Here is a 20,682-nt window from a genome sequence, read left to right as displayed (position 1 = left end):
TATGTCAATTATTCCAATATTCTGACTTATTGCTGCATATTCAATAATTTATAATATATTTCATCTAAAGTTTTCAAGGATATCTCTCCATCCTGCCAAATCTGTTGAGCGGCTACCGCCTGAGCCACCAACATATATAACCCATTGGCTGTCTTTAAGCCTAATTTCTCCCCTGTTTTTAAAAACATGGTTTCCTGTGGATTGTACACTAAATCTACAGCTGTATTAAATTTACTTAAGATTTCACTATCCACGGCGCAAGTATCTGTTTGAGGATACATTCCACAGGGAGTAGAATTTATTACAATATCTCCATTCTTTATATGATGCAGCTGTTCATAAGAAATAACATCTACTTCCCCATTGGATACATTCTCAGGTTTTCTGCTCACATATATAATAGACTTTGCGCCCTTATCCATACTATACCTTAGCACAGCCTTAGAAGCTCCTCCTGTTCCAAGTATTATTACACTTTTATTAAGCACATCTATTTCATATCTTTTTAAAGTCATTCCAAATCCATAATAATCTGTATTGTATGCTTTTAATTTATTGTCTATAAATTGTATAGTATTTATTGATCCTATGTTTAATGCTTCTTCAGATATATAATCCATATACTTCATAATCTTAATTTTATAAGGTATAGTAACATTTACACCCCTGCACCCTAAAATCTTTAGTGCCCCAATTGCTTCGCCTAAATTCTGTGATTCTATTTCAAACAGATTATATTTCCCCTGTAAATTTATCTTTTTTAAGATCATTTCATGTATTACCGGGGAAAAACTATGCCCTAGCTTGGCACCTATAAGTCCATAAAAATTACCCATATTAAAACACCGCCTAATTTAAAATACAATATTAGATTATACAGTCCCCTTTATATTTACCTAATAATTTAAAATAAACACTTTCACTTTCTATTCCTTTTAAGGCTTCTTTAGTATTTTCCTCTAAAATACTGCCATAAAAATCAATATAGAAAAAATATTCCCAGGATCTATCTACCATTGGTCTAGACTCAATTTTAGTCATATTCAGGTTATTCTTATTAAAATACTTAAGCACTTTATACAGACTTCCGGGTTCATGTGGCAGAGTAATTAATATACTGATTTTATCATTATCTTTATTACATTCTTCATTTCTACTTATTATTATAAATCTGGTATAATTGTTAGTATTATAATTTATATTTTCACTTAATATTTCTAAACCATAGAGTTCAGCTGCTTTTTTACTGGCTATGGATGCCCTGCTTTTATCATTTTCTTCACTTATATATTTAGCACTTCTAGCTGTATTAAAATAAGGTATGAGACACCAATTTTCATGCTTATCTAAAAATTTACTACTTTGCATAAAGGCTTGACTGTGGGAATAAACTTCTTTTACATCATTAAGAGAAGCACCTTTTACTCCTAATAAATTATGATTAACTTTAATACATTTTTCTCCTACTATATAAAATCCATAATCCCGAAGCAAGTCATATACTTCCAGAATTCCTCCCGTAGAAGAATTTTCAATAGGCAGTACACCATAATTTATCTTTCCATCCTTCAACCCTTGAAACACATCTTTAAATGTCTCAAAATTTACGGCTTCAACTTCATGCCCAAAATAATCAATTAAGGCCTCATAACTAAAGGAAGCCAGTACACCTTGAAATCCTACTCTGCATGATTTATCATATTTTTTTACACTTAAACATTCATTATTATAATATGAACTTTGGAAACTTTTCTTTTGGAAATTTCTACTTATTTTCATAATTTCTTTTAAGAAAACTCCTGCTTCTTTTTCTATAGATTTATTTTCAAGTCTTTTTAATTGAGTCTTTATAACATTTTCTTCACGACTTTTATCAAGTATGTCCATACCCTTTTCCTTTTTATATTCTGCTACTTTATATACCACATCCATTCTTTCCTGAAAGAGCTTAATCATTTCTCCATCAATCTTATCTATCTTATCTCTTAAATAATCTAAGTTATCCAAAATACTACCTCCATAAATAATGTAAAACTCAATATTCCATTAAATTTAGTATTCCTATAGCCGCCACAGCTTCTACCACAGGCACAGCCCTAGGTACAATACATGGATCATGCCTTCCTTCTATTTTTAGAAATGTATTTTGTTTCTTCTTTATATCTACAGTTCTTTGGGTTTTTGCTATAGAAGGAGTGGGTTTTATAGCTGTTCTAAATATAACAGGCATTCCATTTGTAATTCCCCCTAAAACTCCTCCATTATTATTGGTGTGAGTTTTCGTTATACTCTCTTCTGAAATATAATATTCATCATTGGCCTCAGAACCTTTCATTGAAGCTATATTAAAACCCTCCCCAAATTCTACCCCCTTAACTGCTGGAATAGAAAATAACAAATGTGAAATACTGCTCTCTACAGAATCGAAAAAGGGCTCTCCTATACCTGGGGGTAAATTTACTACTACAGTTTCTATGACTCCTCCTACAGAGTCTCCTTCTTCTTTTACTTTTAAAATACTCTCTTCCATATCTTTCCCTTTTACTTCATCCAGTACAGGAAATTTACTTTTTGAAAGCTTTAAAATATCTTCTTTGCTTATAGAAACAGGATCAAAACAGCTTCCGTCTTCAATTGCACCTATGCTTTTTATATGACTCCCTATTAATATTCCCTTATCCTCCAGTATTTTTTTACATATGGCACCTGCAAAAACCAAAGGTGCCGTTATTCTTCCTGAAAAATGTCCTCCCCCTCTATAGTCATTAAACCCTCTATACCTTACATTACCAGTAAAATCTGCATGGCCAGGCCTTAAAAGGCTTGCAGTTTTTTCATAGTCACGAGAGCGGGTATTATTATTTAATATAATTGCTGAAAGTGGTGTACCTGTAGTTCTTCCATTAAAATAGCCACTTAAGATATCAAATTTATCCGTTTCTTTTCTAGGGGTAGAAAGAGGACTATTTCCTGGAGCTCTTCTCTTCATTTCATTTTTTATATACTCTATATCAATTTCAATTCCCGGTTTTAGTCCATCCATAACTATTCCTATAGCTTTTCCATGTGATTCTCCAAAAATAGATAACTTTATTTTATTTCCCCACACTCCACTCATCTATTTCCCCTCCTAAACTTCTAAAGTCTTCCCAAAAACCCGGATAGGACTTTTTCACACATTCAGCTCCCTCTATTACTAAAGGTTCTGTACATTTTGATGATACTGCTGCCAGTGCCATGGCTATCCTATGATCTTTCCAGCTGGTAACATTTCCTCCTTTAAGCTTTTCTTTTCCGTATATTATAAGTGAATCCTCTTTTTCTATTACCTCTGCCCCAATTTTATTCAATTCAGAAGTTATTGCCTTTAGTCTATCTGATTCTTTAATCCTAAGTCTTGCTGCATTTATAATTTCAGTAGTTCCATGACTTACAGAAGCTAATGCTGCAAGAACAGGTACAAGATCTGGACATTGGGAAACATCAATAACAACACCGGTCGTCTTAGAAGGTTTAACCTCTATACAATTTTCCTTTTCCTCAATTTCTACTCCCATATCTTTTAGTATATGTACTATAATTCTATCTCCTTGAATAGAATCCGTATCAAGTCCCATGCAGGTAATTCCTTTCCCCAAGGCACCCATAACAAGCCAAAATGCCACCTGTGAAAAATCCCCTTCTATATTACAATCTACTTCTTTATAGGTTTGATTACCTTTAATTATAAATTCTCTATAACTGCTTCCATCCACGCAAACCCCAAATTTTTCAAGCATGTCAATAGTAATATCCACATAGGATTTAGACTCCAGTTCTGTAGTTATTTCTATTTTTGAATCTCCCGATAAAAGAGGAAGTGCAAAGAGAAGCCCTGTTACGAATTGGGAACTTACATCTCCCCTGACTTTATAATCTCCTGATTTTAACTTTCCATTTACGGTTAAAGGCAGTTTTCCACCCTCTGTTTTATAATAAATTTTTTGGCTCTCAAATATATCATAGTATACATTTAAAGGTCTTTCTACTAACTTTCCATCCCCTGTAAAAGTTATTTCTTCACCTAGAGTTGCCGCCAAAGGTATTAGAAATCTCAACGTAGAGCCAGATTGAAAGCAGTGTACATTAGGTTTTTTTACATACAAATTAGAATTCCCTTTTATAGCTAATGAATTGCTTCCTTTTTCTATAATTACTCCTAAACTCTTTAAAGCTTCACAGGTAGCCTCTATATCTTCTGAAAAATCCACATTAGTTATATTACTCACACCACTGCTCAAAGAAGCACATATTAAGGCCCTATGGCATACACTTTTTGAAGGAGGAATCTTTACCTGTCCCCCTAATTTAGTCGGATTTATTGATACATATTTCATAGATTGTCCCCTTTTTACCTATTTTCAACTAAAAATTAGCCTATATAATATCTTCTGGAAATAAGAACCCATATACTTCCTGTAATTTTATCTTCATTATTTTACATATCCCCGCCTCTTCTATAACTATGATATTTATTTCATCTCCTGAAGACTTTTTATCTAAAGCTATAGAGTTAACAAGAGCTTGTTTATCCATATCCGGCATATTTACTGGAAGTCCATATTTTGTCAATATACCTTTCATATAGTCATGAGTTCCTTTCTTAGTTATATCCATTCTTTCAGTTATATTTGTTATATATGCCATACCTATAGCAACAGCTTCTCCATGACTATATTTACCATAGTTATAATATTTTTCTATCCCATGTGCCAGTGTATGACCAAAATTTAACATCATCCTTTCTCCCAAGTCTCTTTCATCCTTTTCTACCAAATGTTTTTTTATACTGCAGCATTTATATATTATATCCTCAATATATTGTAAAACTTCATCCTTATCTTTACAAGAATCCAGCAGGTTTAAAATACTCTTATCCTTTATAAATCCGTATTTTATAACTTCTCCCATCCCATCACTAAAAAATTTATCATTCAAAGATAGAAGTACATCTGGATCTATAAATACGGCATCTGGATGATAAAAGCTTCCTACCAAATTTTTACCCCAGGGCAAATCTACAGCTACTTTTCCACCTATACTGCTATCTACCTGGGCTAAAAGAGAAGTAGGAACTTGAATATAATTTATCCCCCTCAAATAAGTGGAAGCAGCAAAGCCCGAAAGATCTCCAACTACTCCACCTCCTAGAGAAATTATTATATCTTTTCTCCTTATCTGAAATTCACATAGTTTTTCATATACTCTTTCCAGTGTAGCTAAGTTTTTACTCTTTTCTCCTGGTTCTATAGATATAATTTTCATTGTAAATCCACTTTCTAAAAGAGAATTTTTCAATGTTTCCATATAGACTTTTTCCACATTTGTGTCCGTAATCACCACTATATTTCTACTCTGGTAAATAGTTTTCAATCTTTCTCCTATAGAACTCAATATACCTTTTTTTATAGATATTTTATAACTTTTTTCTTTAACATTAATATCAATAGCCTTCACACAAATCACTGTCCTTTAACTAATTCTTTTCTTTTTAACATGGACTTTTCAAAAATACATCTCATAGTACTTATATCCTTACTCATTATAGCTTTCTTCAATATCTCCATGCTGCTTTGAAAATTTTCTATTTCTTCTATGAGATTATCTGAATTCATAATAAATAATTCAGTCCACAATTTAGAATTAATCTGTGCTACTCTGGTAGCATCTTTAAAGCTTCCCCCAGTAAATAATTCTATATTACCTTTATAGTCTTCTTCATGTAAATTCATAAGAGATACAGCTATAATATGGGGAAGTTGACTTGTAAAAGTAATTATTCTATCATGCTCCTTTGGACTTATATAGGTTACATTACTACAGCCTATAGCCCTTGCCATTTTATCTATTTTTTGAAGCCCCCGGGAAGTATTCTTTCCCCCGGGAGTTATTATATAATTGGCTCCTTTAAAAATATCTTTAGATGCCCCTTTTATGCCTCTAGATTCTTTTCCCGCCATAGGATGTCCAGGAATAAATTCCAAATATTCAGGCAAGAATGAATTTATATTGTCAACTATATCTTGTTTTATACCGGAAGTATCCGTTATAAGGGTACCCTTTTTTAAATACTGTAAATTACTTTTTATAAATTCAATTGTATCTTTAGGATAGAGAGCCACTATAATAAGATCTATTTCTTTTAAGAAATCTCCTCCACTTTCATAAGCCCCATCTATAATCCCATCATCTAAAGCACTTTTTAAAGTATATTTATCTTTATCTATTCCAATAATACATTTAGGATCCAAATCCCTAAGAGCCATGGCATAAGATCCTCCGATAAGTCCCATACCTATTACAGCTATATTAATATTAAAGTCACAATCTTCCACTTATATTTCCTCCTTCAGCATATACTCCTATGGTTTTATAATATCTGCAGTTTATCCATTTTCACATCTACCATCTTATTTATATCTGTCATAAGATTCTGGAAAACTTTTGGTTTTATGGATTGCTGTCCATCACATTTTGCATTGGCAGGATCATTATGAACTTCTATCATAAGCCCGTCTGCTCCCACTGCCACAGCTGCTTTTGCAAGAGGTTCTACCATCCACCAGAGCCCTGCAGCATGACTTGGATCAACTATTATAGGAAGGTGACTTAATTTTTTTATAGCAGGAATGGCACTTAAATCCAAGGTGTTTCTAGTATAAGTTTCAAAAGTTCTTATTCCTCTCTCACAAAGTATTACATTTTCATTTCCTTCAGACATTATATATTCTGCAGACATTAAAAGTTCTTCAATAGTAGAGGATAATCCTCTTTTTAAAAGAATTGGCTTTTTAGTTTTTCCTAATTGTTTTAAAAGCTCAAAATTTTGCATGCTTCTTGCGCCTACCTGTATTACATCCACATCTTCTACAAACTTATCTATCATATCTTCAGACATAATTTCTGTAACTATGGGAAGTCCTGTTTCCTGCCTTGCAACTTTTAAAAGTTCCAATCCTTCAGTTCCAAGTCCCTGAAAGCTGTAAGGTGACGTCCTTGGTTTAAAAGCACCTCCTCTTAAAAATTTAGCACCGCTGTCCTTTACATTTTTTGCAATTTCTACTATTTGTTCTTCACTTTCCACAGAGCAAGGGCCTGCTATAACTGCCAGTTTTTCTCCACCTATAGAAGTATCTTTTACATTAATTACAGTATCTTCTGGATGAAACAATCTGTTAACCAATTTGTAGGGTTGCTGAACTTTTTCCACATTTTCTACAAATTCATTAGCCCTTATTTTACTTGCATCAACCTTTGTAGTGTCTCCAATCAGTCCTAATATACAATATTCTTTTCCCTGTATTAAATTTATAGAAACATTATTTTCTGATTCAATCTTTTGTTTTAATATGATTATTTCTTCTGTTGGTGTGTTTGGACTCATAATTACTATCATCTCAGTTCCTCCTTAAATTTTTGAACACTTTAAAATTATAGGATAACTTCTATGCTAGCTTTAGAAGTTATTTCCAAATAAAAAACAAGGCTCTAATGAGCCTTGTTTGAATTAACTAAATACACACTGTATATAAAAATTTCTTTAATCATGCATTTTTATAATTTATCCTAACTCATCAGAAGGAAACTTTATTTTTTTAGGGAAGCAAACATAACCAGCGCTAAAATAAAAATAGCCCCAGCTAAAAGTAAAGTTAAAATAATATGAATTATTATTTACTACTGCTTCTCTTTCCTTTCCGATGATATTTTCCATTATACCTAACCTCCACAAAAGTTACTATTACAATAATTTTATAAAATATTTAAAAAATACTTAAACAAAACATTCACAGGAATTTCAATTTAATCCTGTAAAGTGATATATTCTATTTGTTCTTAATTATAACATTTTTTATCTCTATGTCAACAGCAAATTTTATATTTTTTATTTATTTGTATAATTTAAAATTTTTATAACATTACAATTTCTATAGAATTACAAAATAAGTTAAAAAAGTTTTAATTATAGGATGAAATAATATGAAAAAAATAGTATAATTATATTAAATATTCTATTAAATATTCTTTATTAATCTACGATAATCTTTTAAGAGTTTGTTTATTTATTATTAGATTAAATATGATTTAAATTCATATTATGTTTTCAGGGGGTACACAAGTATGAATAGATCTAAAAAGTTAGTATTTGCTTTTTTTATTTCAACAGCTATTATGAACAGTAAAAATATAGTAAATACTGTACATGCTTCCAGTGATTTACCAAATATACAAAGCAGTGCGTATACTGCAGTGGGAAATATATTTGCAAAGTGTGGATATGCAGGTCAATGCACCTGGTTTACCTATGGACGTGTTCTTGAAAAATTGGGAATTGCACTTCCTTCAGAATTTTATGGTAATGCAGTAGATTGGTGGTATGCCAATGCTAAAGATAATGTATATTCCTATGGTTCAGAACCAAAGGCAAATTCCATAATCGTATGGGGCGGCGGCTCAGTAGGTTATGGACATGTGGGGTTTGTAGAAGAAGTAGATGGCGATACTATATATTTTAATGAAGGTAACTTTAGTGTACGTGGAAGCTATGATGGGAATATAAAAACTATTTCAAAAGAAGCCATAAAGAACAGGGGAAATTTATATCTTAAAGGATACATATATGTAGGTGAAGGTACTACTCAGGCATCTTCTGGTTCTAATTCTAATGAAAGCAGCAGTTCTTCTACAGATACATACCAACCTGTAAGTAATGGTACTTATCAAAGTGGAGTGGTAAATATATCAAATAACAGTTCAGTTTTAAATATAAGAAATGGAGCAGGCACTTCTTTCTCAATACTAGGTTATTTGAAAAAAGGGGAAACGGTTCAAATCGTAGGAACTATCGGCGATTGGTATAAAATCAAATTAAATTCGTCTTATGGATATGTTAGTTCCAATTATATAAGTTCAGGCGCCAGTTCCACCAATAGTGCAGTTCAGCAGCTTTCTTCTAATTCATCATCACAGAATTCAGGAAGCAGTACTTCAACAGGTTCAGGATATGTTAAATTAAGCACTGCCTCTTCTACATTGAACTTGAGAAGTACACCTCAAGGTAATATAATATCCTCTCTCCCTAACGGAACCGCTGTAAATATTTTAGAATCTAACGGAAGCTGGTACAAGGTATCTGTAAATAGTACTACAGGATATGTATATTCAAGTTATATAAGTACTTCACAAACTGCAGCTCCATCTAATGTAGCAGCTACAAATACCTCTACAAGCCAATCATCGACTAGCAGCCAAACCGGAACAGTAACTTTAAGCAATAGTTCTTCAGTATTAAACTTAAGGAATAATCCTTGGACAGGCCGTATTCTTACCACACTGCCAAATGGAACTAGTGTTACAATTTTAGATACTGAAGGTAGATGGTATAAAATACAATGGGGCTCTACAGTTGGATATGTTCATTCAGACTATATAAATATATAATTTTACTTTATTGAAAAAGAATCTCCACAAACGGATTAAAATAGGGATTCTTTTTTAATTCAACTTCTAATCATTTCTAACTTCATTTTAACAGTCAGTTTATCTAGTAATTGTTGTTTGTCCTCACCATCTTCTGGGAATACCACAAAACTGCATTGAAGGGTATATTCACTATATCTTTTATCTATTGCTTTTAATTTAGTATAAATCAATTTCATACTATTTATAATTGAAATAATTTTTTTCTCATCACAATCGGGAAGTACCCCTACAAAAGTTGACAATCCGTATTTTTCAAATAAATCTGATATTTTAAAAATAACTTTTAGTTGATTATAAAGAAAATCTATTAAAATAAGATACCTATCTCTTACCTCTATCTTCTCATCTAATTCTGTAAAATGTTCTTTTATTAGACTTACCATAATAATTGAAAATTTCTTACTTTCCGCTTTACATTTAGTAACTTGTCTAACAATATACTGTTGGAAGTTTAAATGTATTATTTCCTCTGGTTTATTTGAATTTTCGTGACAGACTACAAGCTTAGATATTCTGTCAATTAACAATTTATTATTAAAAGGTTTTAATATATAATCCGAAGTACCTTCTTTTATGCATTTTATAAAAGAACTTCTATCACTTAATTTAGTAAGTACCATTACAGGTATGTTTAAACCCCTACCTTTTATTTTTCTAAGCACACTAAAACCGTCTTCACTACTGAGTCCTACTTCCAATATTATTAAATTTAATTCTTTCTTATTGTCATATAATTTATTAAAAAAATCAAAAGAAGTTCCTGACTCACATAATTCCATCCCTATACCTTCCAAAATATCCTTTACTCTATATCTAACATAAGCCGTATCATCCAGCATTATAATCTTATACATAATTTTTTTCATCCTATAATATTTAAATTTTTAAACTAAATACCTATAACTTATTTTATTTATCGTTTAATATAAATATTACTTTAGTAAACTACTAACTATGTAAATATAAAAATTTCCTTTTCAGCTAAATCATACCTCCATCTACAGTTATTATCTGACCCGTTATATACTGAGATGATTCTCCTGCTAAAAAACATACAATTTTTCCTATATCATCACTTTTTCCAAATCTACCTATAGGTATCTCCTCTATTAGATTTTTTCTTTCTTCCTCCTGAAGCCATGAATTCATCTCTGTATCGATAACACCAGGTGCCACAGCATTTATTCTTATGTTAGAAGGCCCCATTTCCTTGGCTATAGACTTTGTAAAAAGATTTACAGCTCCCTTAGATGCAGAATAAATAGACTCACAAGATGCCCCTACTTTTCCCCACATAGAAGATATGTTTACTATGGAACCTGATTTTCTTGAGATCATGTGTTCTAATACACAATGGGTACAATTAAGCACTCCCTTAAGGTTAATGTCTATTATCTGCTGCCATTCATTTTCTCTCATATCTATAAAAAGGCCTACCTTGGATATACCTGCATTATTTACCAATATATCTATCCTACCCATATTGCTCAAAGTGATTTTCATTATTTTTTTAGCACTATCATATAAGCTCACATCTCCCTGTACTATTATTCCATTAGACCCCTCCTGTTTTACCATATCTAAAGTCTTGCAAGCCTCTTTTTCATTTTTAATATAATTTACTGCCACTAAAGCACCACATCTAGCTAAATTTACTGCAATACTTCTCCCTATACCTCTTGATGCTCCAGTAACCACTGCTACTTTTCCTGATAAATTTTCCATATATATCACTTCCTTATTAACATCTAGTATACACCATAAATCTTAAGTAAATTTACAATTTCTACAGACTGTCAGTGCAAAATTATTGTAGGGTTATTTCAGATAAGAAAAATGAAAATAAAATATATTCCATTATCACAATAGATGTGCTAATAAAGCTTGAGACTTAAAATTGGCTCTGAAGCTACAGCCTCAAATATAATGTTGATGGCTTAGATAGATCAAAAAAGGGGTTACATAAACATTCCGTAAACCCCTTTTTGTCCTACATTCATATATTCCAGTGTTCAATAAAATACAGTTAGAAATAAGTCAAAATTTACATCTCTCTATTTACTTTTTGGCACCCAGCTATTAACCAATTCTTCATTATTTTTCATCCATTCTCTTGCAACATCTATAGGTTCTTTACTAGCATTGTCTTTGATATCTCCCATTAAACTTCCTAGCTGCTGATCGTTCATTTTGAAATTCTTTAGAAATTGTGCAACTTCTGGCATATCTTTTTCAAATCCAGTTCTGGTTATAGTATAAATATTTTCTGTTTCACCAAACACTCCTTTAGGATCATCAAGAAATTTAAGATCCCAAGTGGCAAATTTCCAGTGAGGCTTCCATCCTGTAACCACAATAGGTCCTTTTTTGTCTTCTGCCTTCTTCAGCATAGCAGTCATGGTGGCTCCACTGCCTTCAAGAAGTTCATAGTTTAAGTTATATTCTTTTATGGCTTTATTAGTGACTTTCATTATACCTGCACCTGCGTCTATTCCCACTATTTTACCATCTAATTCGTCTTTAATGCCATTTAATTCTTCAATACTATTTATGTTCATATAGCTTGGAACAACCAATCCGATTTTTGCGTTTTCAAAATTAACACCTAAATTGTCCAATTTTCCTTTATACTTGTCCATATAATCCTTGTGGGTAAGCGGAAGCCATCCATCTAAAAATACATCCATGTCACCACTAGACAGAGAAGTAAATACCATTCCAACATCCCCTTGTTTCATGTCAACTTTATATCCCATTTTATCCTGTAATATGGCACTTACCAGATTTGTCATGGCAATTCCTTCCGCCCAGTTCACATATACTAATTTAACTGTTCTTTTTGATTCCTTATCATTGGCATCACCTATAGTATTACCACAGCCAGATAATGTGCCTATGACTAATATAATTGAAAAAGCTAATACAACAAGTTTTTTTAATTCTTTGTTCATAATTTATTATACCCCCTAAGAATTTATTTCTTTTTGTGGCCTAATGATTGAGTTATTCTATCTAATACCATTGCCAGAATTACAACAGCAATACCACTCTCAAAGCCACTGCCTATTTCCATCTGAGTTATACCATTATAAACTTCCCTTCCAAGTCCGCCTGCCCCTATCATGGCTGAAATAACAACCATTGAAAGAGAAAGCATTATTGTTTGATTTACCCCCGCCAATATTGTAGGTAACGCTATGGGAATTTGTACTTTATAAAGCATCTGACTATTAGTGGAGCCAAAAGACCTAGCTGCTTCTATAACATCCTCAGGTACTTGTCTAATTCCTAAATTGGTAAGTCTTACTGCAGGCGGCATGGAAAATATTACAGTTGAAATTGCTCCTGGCACTTTTCCCATTCCAAAGAATAAAACTGCCGGTATCAAATATACAAAAGCCGGCATTGTCTGCATGAAATCTAATATTGGTCGTATCACTCTATTAAAACCTTCACTCCTTGATGCCAGTATTCCAAGAGGTATGCCAATTATTAGAGATATTAACGTTGAGACAATAACCAATGCAAGTGTTTCCATTGTCTGAGGCCACAATTCTATACAATCTATAAATAATAACCCAATGGCAGTAAATACAGCTACTTTTTTACCTGATAATTTTAAAGCCAATAAAGAAAACACTATTATAACAATTATACTTGGAACAGATAAAAGTACAGTTTCCAATCCTTCTATAAGTGTACTGTTAATTAACGTTATTAAGTGAAAAAACGGTTCCATATTATCTGTAAGCCAATTAACGATAAATTCAAAAAATGGTCCTACGTGAAATGTAAACAAATCAGTCCTCCTCTCTTGCTATTCCCGCTATAATAGTAGACCTTTTTATAATTCCCAACATAATGTGGTCTTCGTCTACCACTGCTATTGGATATACTGCATCTTTTGCAACAGACAATAGATCCGATATGGATGTATCTGGTGATGTTGTAGGAACTTCAGTTATAAGTATACTTTCTATATTAGAAACTCTCTGCTCTACCAGTTCTATGGTATCGTCTATCCTTACTATTCCCTTTAATTTTCTATACTTATCTGTTACATAAATACTGGATATGCCTTCATCTTTCATAAGTCTTACTGCTGATTTAGGACCATCTTTAGAAAGAATAATTGCCTTGGATTTTTCCATTATAGCCGATGCAGTGATTATTTTGGTCCTATCCACATCCTGTACAAACCTCTTTACATACTTGTTAGCAGGATGGGTCAATATATTTTCTGATGTACCAATTTGCTCTATATTTCCGTCCTTCATTATGGCAATTCTATCACCTAATCTCAGTGCCTCATCCAAATCATGAGTTATAAATATCACAGTTTTATGCATTCTTGATTGCAACTGCAGCATCTCTTCTTGCATCTCTTTGCGTATCAACGGATCTAACGCACTGAATGCTTCATCCATTAACAGTATACCTGCATCCGTTGCTAAAGCTCTAGCAAGTCCAACTCTCTGTTTCATACCTCCGCTCAATTCATCAGGCATACTTTCCTCATATCCTTTTAACCCCACCAATTCTAAAGCATTATATGCCTTCTCTTTTCTTACTTTTAAGTCAATTCCCTGTATTTCCAATCCATATTCTACATTACTGCATATGGTTCTATGGGGAAAAAGAGCGAAATTTTGAAATACCATGGCTATTTTTTTTCGCCTGATTTCACGAAGTTTATCTTCACTGCATTTTAATATATCTTCTCCATCAATTAATATCATGCCACTTGTTGCATCTATTAATCTATTCAGGCATCTTATTAAAGTAGATTTACCACTTCCTGATAGACCCATAATTACAAAAAATTCACCTTCGTTTACTTGAAAACTAGCATTATTTACGCCTACAGCATTTCCTGTCTTATTATGTATTTCATTTTTTGTCATTCCTTTTTCCAAAAGTGAAATTACCCTTTTAGGATTTTTCCCGAAAATCTTATATACATTTTTTACTTCTATTTGTGACATAATATTCTCCCTATCCAATTTAGAATAATAACTACAATCTTCTAAACTAACAACTTTAAATATATTTAAAAGTTGTAACTAAAGATCGCTTTATTCTAACATATACCTTGTATTTTTGTCAACATTCTGTCAATTTACAATTGATTTGAATTGACTGTTTAAAAGTGTTATAATCATTTTATTAATTTAATAAGAACGGATGAAGATAATGGGAGTAACTTTGTAAACCGTTATTGGACGAACCTCTGGAGAGACTCTTTAAGAGCACCGAAGGGGAAAGCCAAAATTTTGGTGAAACTCTCAGGTAAAAAGGACAGGGGATTTCATGTTTTAAGTTTCTGTCTATTTTTTATGGATGCATACTTAAAACCTGTTTTCCAGAGACTAATTTTATCTTTAGTCTCATTTTATTTTTTCTGGGTAAATTATTAACAATACAATAACTATTAAGGAGATGTAAATAATGAAAGCATTCATAACTGTAATTGGCGAGGATAAAACAGGTATTATCTATAATGTAACTTCTGTTTTATATGAAAATAATATAAATATCTTAGACATAAACCAAACTCTCATAAAAGATTACTTTACCATGGTAATGCTTGTAGACCTATCGCAAATGAATATAACTTTTAGTAATTTAAAAACTGCCCTTGAAGATAAGGCAAAAAAAATTGATGTAGTTATCAAAATTCAACGAGAAGATATATTTACTTCCATGCATGAAATTTAAACTGAGGAGTTGGATAAAATGATCAATACTAAGAATATATTGGAAACAATTGATATGATCCATAGAGAAAATTTAGATATAAGAACTATAACCATGGGAATATCCCTTTTAGATTGTATAGATAGTGATGGTAAAAAAGCACGTACAAAAATATATGATAAAATAACTACTTGCGCTGAAAATCTAGTTAAAACTGCCCAGGAAATCGAAGTGGAATACGGTATTCCCATAATAAATAAAAGAATATCTGTAACTCCTATTTCTCTTATTGCACAGGCAAGTTCCGATACAGATTATATAGAATATGCAAAAATTTTAGATAAGGCAACCCAAACACTGGGTATTGATTTCATTGGAGGCTTTTCATGTCTTGTACATAAAGGCTATTCTAAAGGCGACAAGATATTAATTGAATCCCTTCCAGAAGCACTATCTGTTACTGAAAAAGTATGTTCTTCTGTAAATGTAGCCACTACTAAAGCTGGAATAAATATGGATGCTGTAAGAGATATGGGACGTATAATAAAACAGACTGCCTATCTCACACGGAAAAAGGAAAGTATAGGATGTGCTAAACTTGTAGTATTTTCAAATGCTGTTGAAGATAACCCTTTCATGGCAGGAGCATTTCATGGAGTAGGAGAAGCTGACTGCATAATAAACGTAGGAGTAAGTGGCCCTGGTGTTGTAAAATGTGCCCTTGAAGAAATAAAAGGAGAAAATTTCAATGTGGTAGCAGAGACAATAAAAAAGACTGCTTTTAAAATAACAAGAATGGGACAGTTAGTTGCTGCAGAAGCTTCAAGAAGACTAAATGTTCCCTTTGGTATAGTAGATTTATCCCTAGCACCTACTCCTGCCGTGGGAGACAGTGTAGCCAGAGTACTGGAGGAAATGGGACTTGAAAGCTGTGGTTGTCCAGGAACTACCGCTGCCCTGGCACTTTTAAATGATGCAGTAAAAAAAGGAGGTATAATGGCAGCTTCTCAAGTAGGAGGACTAAGTGGTGCATTTATACCTGTAAGCGAAGATGAAGGAATGATACACGCAGTAAATACAGGTTCTTTAAACCTTGAAAAACTAGAAGCCATGACCTGTGTATGTTCTGTAGGACTGGATATGATAGGAATACCGGGTGATACTCCTGAATCCACCCTATCTGCCATAATTGCAGATGAAGCTGCCATCGGAATGATAAACAATAAAACCACTGCAGTAAGAATAATTCCAGTATATGGCAAAAAAATCGGGGAAGAAGCTAATTTCGGCGGACTTCTAGGTAAAGCTCCTATAATGTCTGTAAGCAAATTTTCCAGTGAAGCCTTTATATCAAGAGGAGGAAAAATTCCAGCCCCCGTTCACAGCTTTAAAAATTAGTTTAAAATATCTAAAAATAGATATCAACTAAAATTACTGAAATATAGTGAAAATACAATATATATTTTCACTATATTTCAATCATATTCTAACCAAAGGAAATGTCATACAATGCGGCCCTCCTCCACTTTTAAGTATCTCGCTTATATCCAAATCTATTACACTAATTCCATGTGATTTTAATTGTTCATTCACCTTTTTATTTGATTTAAGTGATATTACTCTTCCATTACCTAAAGATTGAAGATTGCCATAATGTTTAAAAACATCTTCCTGGGAAATATCAATTAAGTAAAATCCTTTTTCTTCTAAAATTTTAATAAAACTGTCCGGCAATGCTTCTCTACACACCACTGCAATTTTTTCTTCTACAATATTAAAGCACATATCTAAATGTAAATTATCCTCTTCACACTTTACAGGGATTATATTATATTCAAATTTATTAAGCTGCTCTTTGATCTCTTCTATGGCTGTTTCGTTAGTTCTGTCAATAACCCCTATAGCCAACGTATCATAATCCAAAAACCAAAAATCTCCGCCTTCAAAGAAACCCTTTGAAACTTCTGCCACACAGGGTATTCCCAGCTCTTTCATCTTATTTCTGTAAGCTACTGTTTCTCCTGTTCTAATTTTTTCCTTAAAATTCCCTAAAATATATCCCTCTCTTATACATGCACCAAAATCTCTTGCGAACACTTCATTGGTTAGTTTTACGTCCGGTTCCATTAAAACTACTTCTACACCATTTTCTTTATATGCCTGTATTAATTCCTCATGTTCCTTAATACAACGCTCTATATTTAGTTTAATACCCCTTTTAATCCATTCTTCAGATATAACATTAATAGAATAAAGCTTTATATGATCAGGTGGACAAAGCAACACTTTCTTTAAAACACCCGTCGAATTTTTCACAAAATAATCACCCATATAAATACCCCTTTCAACGTAATAATATCCATTTTATTAATATGTACTTTTAATATGTTTTTTATCCTAATGCTGTTATTTTTAATATTCTTTACTTTTTCAACTAATGAAACCAAAACATTAAAGATTGAATCTTAAACAACTAAAAAGTTCATTGAATTTTACTCCTTAACAATTATAAATAAAAGATATATACTTTAACGTATGGACTATTATCATTATATGAAGTGATTAAAAGACAGTTTGAAGAAAGAAGGGGTGGACAACTTCATGGATTATAAAAAGAAATCTATCATGTATTCAATAGCTTTAGGACTAATCGCCTTGCTTTGGGGAACAAGCTATGCAATTATAAAAGATATACTAAGTGATATAAGACCCTTTACATTAATGAGTTTAAGATTTGGTATTTCTACAATTTTTTTATGTGCCATATTTCCAACCAAACTGAAAAGTATAAGAAAAAAAGACATATTACATGGGAGTATAATTGGCATATTTCTTTTTTTGGCATTTTTAAATTTAGTTACAGGCATATTTTACACCACTGCATCAAAACAATCCTTTTTGGTGGGAGCCTATATACTTATAGTTCCTTTTTTAGGATGGATAATATATAAAAAGCCCCCAAACATACACTCAGTTTTTGGTGCAGTACTTGCAGTATTTGGTATAGGACTACTTACATTAAACGGCTCTTTTTATATTAATAAGGGGGACTTGATTTCCATATTATGTTCATTGTCCTTCGCCTGTCACATGATTGCCATTGAATACTTCAACAAGGATTCAGATCCAATTGTATCAACTATAATACAGTTTTTAGTTACCTCAATTTTATTTATTATACTTACAGGAATTTTTGAATTTTTTACCATACACTTAAGTTCAAAGGTATTAAAATCAATAGCCTACTTAACAATCTTTACAACAGTAATACCTTTTGTAGTGCAAAATATTGCCCAGAAGTATATATCCTCCACAAGTACCGCTCTTATATTAACTTTAGAGTCAGCCTTTGGAGGAATATTTGCAGTAATCCTTTTAAATGAAAGTCTAAGTTTTCAGATGTTAATAGGATGTGTTCTTATTTTTACAGGGATCATAATACAGACTACTAGATTAGCTTTTCTAAAAAAGGTGCAAATCTTTTGTAAAAACTAAAATAAGTAGAATGAAAATAGCAAATATGACCGTGCTTGAAGATATTTCTTCTTTTTAGCACGGTATTTGTTTTAATTTGAACAGTAATTATTCGCTTAATATTTTTTTTGCTGCATCGTCGTCAACATCAGTCATAAACTTGATTCCTGTTTCTAATTCTGTTTCTCTATTTGCAGCGAATATGTCATTTCTTGATATTTCAGAAATATTAAATTTTCTAGCTCCTGCCATTAACTGCTGAAGTCCTGCTTTTAACTTATCTGCAAGAGTCCAAAATGCTATTGCACCTAATGGGATATTCTTCATATAATCTGCTCCAACCTTTTCTTTTACATCAAAATATCCAGCAAATACTTCTTCTGGTGAAGAACCGAATTCATTAACAATATGCTTTGGAAGTGCACTCCAGTTTCCATTTCTTAATTCTTTTCTGTCAGGATATAATACGCCTTCAATATTAGCCCCTAAGAATGCAGGAATCATTAATGCCCTACCCATACAGACAAGTTTCGTAAATGGTGCACCTAGTGCCAATGCCTTAAATATATGATCTTCTCTCGCAAGACCACCGGCAAATGCTATATCCACAACATCATATCCTTTATCCTTTAATATTTTTGCATACTCATAAGCTTTAGAGTGTAGGAATATTGAAGGTATCCCCCAAGATTCCATCATATTCCAGGGGCTCATACCTGTTCCACCCCCAGAGCCATCAATAGTTAATAAATCAAGTTTAGCTTCAGTAGCATATTTAATAGCCATAGCTAATGCTTCCATTCCATAAGAGCCTGTCTTTAAAGTAATTCTCTTATATCCTAAACTTCTTAAATATTCGATAGATTTCATAAAATCTTCTTTTACATCTGAAGCAGAATTTAAGTTTGTATATCCTAATCTACTATGTCTTGCGAAAGCCTTAATTGCACCAGCTTTGTAAGCTTCCTGCACTCCTGACTCTGTTGGATCTGGATCTACAATGTAACCTCTATTTTTTAAGAAAACAGCATAATCTAATGAATCAACCTGTATTTCTCCACCTATATTTTTAGCACCTTGTCCCCATTTTAATTCTATAATTACATCATTGCCATATTTATTAATTACATATTCCGCTACACCATTTCTTGTATCTTCCACATTCATCTGGATAATTATAGCGCCATATCCATCATAATGACTTAAGTATTGCTTTATTCTTCTATCCAATTCAGGTGCCTTTATGATTTTGCCTTTTTCGATAACAGCTTCTTTGTCAACACCAACAACATTTTCACCAACAACTATAGGAATCCCGACTAAGGCAGCACCTATTGCAAAAGACTCCCAATATTTTTGTGCAATAAATGTTGATCCTAAAGCTCCAGTCATTATTGGCAGCTTGGATTTTGTTTTAACAGCTTTTCCAAACTCCGATTCAACGTTTACATTTGGAAAAATACAGTCGTCAGCATCACATGTTAAATTGGATGGCATACCATTTGCACCATAATTATACCCTTGAACTCTTAGATTATTATAGCATACCCCAACATGGTTTATGTTTGAACTTCCAGCGGTAATTGTACCAAAATCTCTTGGATAGAGTAATTTTCTCCCTTTCATACTTGACATCCATGTTTCACATTTTCCCTGGCAGTCCGCTCTACATAAGGTACAAAGGCCTGACTCTGCAGGATTCCCCCTATTTGTAGTACTTAAAACATCATTGTTTTTTAGATATTGAGACATTTTTATACCTCCTACTTAAATAATTTTAATATATCTCGAATAATTAAATATAAATATATAAAACAGTTATATAACTGTTTTACGATAAATTGATGAAGTGACATAGATGACTTGATGACATAGTGCAAGTTTAGATTAGAAAGTTATACCCCTTCCCTTTTGTCATTACACTATATATCTTAAATATGCCATTTCTTTAAATAATAGCTAATATATATATCTTATGCTATATTTTTT

The 20,682-nt window shown here is 32.3% G+C and carries 19 protein-coding genes and 1 riboswitch; of the genes, 4 read left to right on the top strand and 15 right to left on the bottom strand.

What is annotated here, in order from left to right; translation table 11 throughout:
- Window positions 1–26: 26 nt before the first annotated feature.
- From aroE to BS101_RS23240, 8 genes are all read right to left on the bottom strand, one after another.
- On the bottom strand, window positions 27–836 hold the full coding sequence (gene aroE, locus BS101_RS05165; RefSeq protein ID WP_073537857.1) for a shikimate dehydrogenase: 810 nt from the start codon (window positions 834–836) through the stop codon (window positions 27–29).
- A 31-nt stretch (window positions 837–867) separates the two neighbouring features.
- A complete protein-coding gene (gene pheA / locus BS101_RS05160; protein ID WP_073537856.1) occupies window positions 868–2,007 on the bottom strand; it encodes a prephenate dehydratase in 1,140 nt (379 codons plus the stop codon).
- 28 nt (window positions 2,008–2,035) lie between these two features.
- Window positions 2,036–3,118: a chorismate synthase gene (gene aroC, locus BS101_RS05155; RefSeq protein ID WP_073537855.1), complete on the bottom strand. Its 1,083-nt coding sequence runs from the start codon at window positions 3,116–3,118 to the stop codon at window positions 2,036–2,038.
- Entirely contained in the window at window positions 3,096–4,376 is a 1,281-nt protein-coding gene (gene aroA / locus BS101_RS05150) for a 3-phosphoshikimate 1-carboxyvinyltransferase (RefSeq protein ID WP_073537854.1), read from the bottom strand. The genes aroC and aroA overlap by 23 nt, the downstream gene beginning before the upstream one ends.
- A gap of 40 nt (window positions 4,377–4,416) precedes the next feature.
- The gene (aroB, locus tag BS101_RS05145; protein WP_073537853.1) at window positions 4,417–5,496 is read right to left on the bottom strand and encodes a 3-dehydroquinate synthase; all 1,080 of its coding nucleotides are present in this window, start codon (window positions 5,494–5,496) and stop codon (window positions 4,417–4,419) included.
- Between the two features lie 5 nt (window positions 5,497–5,501).
- Window positions 5,502–6,374 carry a prephenate dehydrogenase gene (locus BS101_RS05140; RefSeq protein ID WP_073537852.1) on the bottom strand — a complete coding sequence of 291 codons (873 nt, stop codon included), beginning with the start codon at window positions 6,372–6,374 and terminating at the stop codon, window positions 5,502–5,504.
- Between the two features lie 35 nt (window positions 6,375–6,409).
- Window positions 6,410–7,435, bottom strand: a complete 1,026-nt coding sequence (gene aroF / locus BS101_RS05135; RefSeq protein WP_073537851.1) for a 3-deoxy-7-phosphoheptulonate synthase — start codon at window positions 7,433–7,435, stop codon at window positions 6,410–6,412.
- A gap of 165 nt (window positions 7,436–7,600) precedes the next feature.
- Complete coding sequence (locus BS101_RS23240; protein ID WP_198039570.1) at window positions 7,601–7,753, bottom strand: hypothetical protein; 153 nt, start codon at window positions 7,751–7,753, stop codon at window positions 7,601–7,603.
- A gap of 407 nt (window positions 7,754–8,160) precedes the next feature.
- Here BS101_RS23240 and BS101_RS05130 point away from each other — a divergent pair, with 407 nt between their 5' ends.
- Window positions 8,161–9,480: an SH3 domain-containing protein gene (locus BS101_RS05130; protein WP_073537850.1), complete on the top strand. Its 1,320-nt coding sequence runs from the start codon at window positions 8,161–8,163 to the stop codon at window positions 9,478–9,480.
- Between the two features lie 59 nt (window positions 9,481–9,539).
- Here BS101_RS05130 and BS101_RS05125 read toward each other — a convergent pair whose 3' ends face one another.
- The 5 genes from BS101_RS05125 to BS101_RS05105 all read right to left on the bottom strand — a co-directional run bounded on the left by BS101_RS05125 (window position 9,540) and on the right by BS101_RS05105 (window position 14,507).
- The gene (locus BS101_RS05125) at window positions 9,540–10,376 is read right to left on the bottom strand and encodes a response regulator transcription factor (protein WP_073537849.1); all 837 of its coding nucleotides are present in this window, start codon (window positions 10,374–10,376) and stop codon (window positions 9,540–9,542) included.
- 127 nt (window positions 10,377–10,503) lie between these two features.
- Entirely contained in the window at window positions 10,504–11,247 is a 744-nt protein-coding gene (ymfI, locus tag BS101_RS05120; RefSeq protein WP_073537848.1) for an elongation factor P 5-aminopentanone reductase, read from the bottom strand.
- A gap of 329 nt (window positions 11,248–11,576) precedes the next feature.
- Window positions 11,577–12,473 carry a glycine betaine ABC transporter substrate-binding protein gene (locus BS101_RS05115; protein WP_073537847.1) on the bottom strand — a complete coding sequence of 299 codons (897 nt, stop codon included), beginning with the start codon at window positions 12,471–12,473 and terminating at the stop codon, window positions 11,577–11,579.
- A 23-nt stretch (window positions 12,474–12,496) separates the two neighbouring features.
- The gene (locus BS101_RS05110) at window positions 12,497–13,321 is read right to left on the bottom strand and encodes an ABC transporter permease (protein WP_073537846.1); all 825 of its coding nucleotides are present in this window, start codon (window positions 13,319–13,321) and stop codon (window positions 12,497–12,499) included.
- A 1-nt stretch (window position 13,322) separates the two neighbouring features.
- The gene (locus BS101_RS05105; protein ID WP_073537845.1) at window positions 13,323–14,507 is read right to left on the bottom strand and encodes a quaternary amine ABC transporter ATP-binding protein; all 1,185 of its coding nucleotides are present in this window, start codon (window positions 14,505–14,507) and stop codon (window positions 13,323–13,325) included.
- Between the two features lie 235 nt (window positions 14,508–14,742).
- Window positions 14,743–14,834, top strand: a riboswitch (glycine riboswitch).
- Between the two features lie 136 nt (window positions 14,835–14,970).
- On the opposite strand from BS101_RS05105, the gene BS101_RS05100 reads away from it, so the two are divergent.
- Together BS101_RS05100 and BS101_RS05095 are read left to right on the top strand one after the other, a co-directional pair.
- Window positions 14,971–15,240, top strand: coding sequence for an ACT domain-containing protein (locus BS101_RS05100; protein WP_011989344.1), 270 nt, complete (start codon window positions 14,971–14,973; stop codon window positions 15,238–15,240).
- 18 nt (window positions 15,241–15,258) lie between these two features.
- Entirely contained in the window at window positions 15,259–16,617 is a 1,359-nt protein-coding gene (locus BS101_RS05095; RefSeq protein ID WP_073537844.1) for a PFL family protein, read from the top strand.
- 81 nt (window positions 16,618–16,698) lie between these two features.
- Here BS101_RS05095 and BS101_RS05090 read toward each other — a convergent pair whose 3' ends face one another.
- A complete protein-coding gene (locus tag BS101_RS05090; protein WP_073537843.1) occupies window positions 16,699–17,550 on the bottom strand; it encodes a dimethylarginine dimethylaminohydrolase family protein in 852 nt (283 codons plus the stop codon).
- Window positions 17,551–17,820: 270 nt separating this feature from the next.
- On the opposite strand from BS101_RS05090, the gene BS101_RS05085 reads away from it, so the two are divergent.
- Window positions 17,821–18,714 carry a DMT family transporter gene (locus BS101_RS05085; RefSeq protein WP_073537842.1) on the top strand — a complete coding sequence of 298 codons (894 nt, stop codon included), beginning with the start codon at window positions 17,821–17,823 and terminating at the stop codon, window positions 18,712–18,714.
- 87 nt (window positions 18,715–18,801) lie between these two features.
- On the opposite strand, the gene BS101_RS05080 is transcribed toward BS101_RS05085, so the two are convergent.
- Window positions 18,802–20,445, bottom strand: coding sequence for a glutamate synthase-related protein (locus BS101_RS05080; protein ID WP_073537841.1), 1,644 nt, complete (start codon window positions 20,443–20,445; stop codon window positions 18,802–18,804).
- Window positions 20,446–20,682 lie beyond the last annotated feature (237 nt).

It is taken from the genome of Clostridium kluyveri (assembly GCF_001902295.1).
Classification (GTDB): Bacteria; Bacillota; Clostridia; order Clostridiales; family Clostridiaceae; genus Clostridium_B; species Clostridium_B kluyveri_B.
Note: the sequence above shows the minus strand (reverse complement) of the source record. Positions and strands in the feature narration are given on the sequence as shown.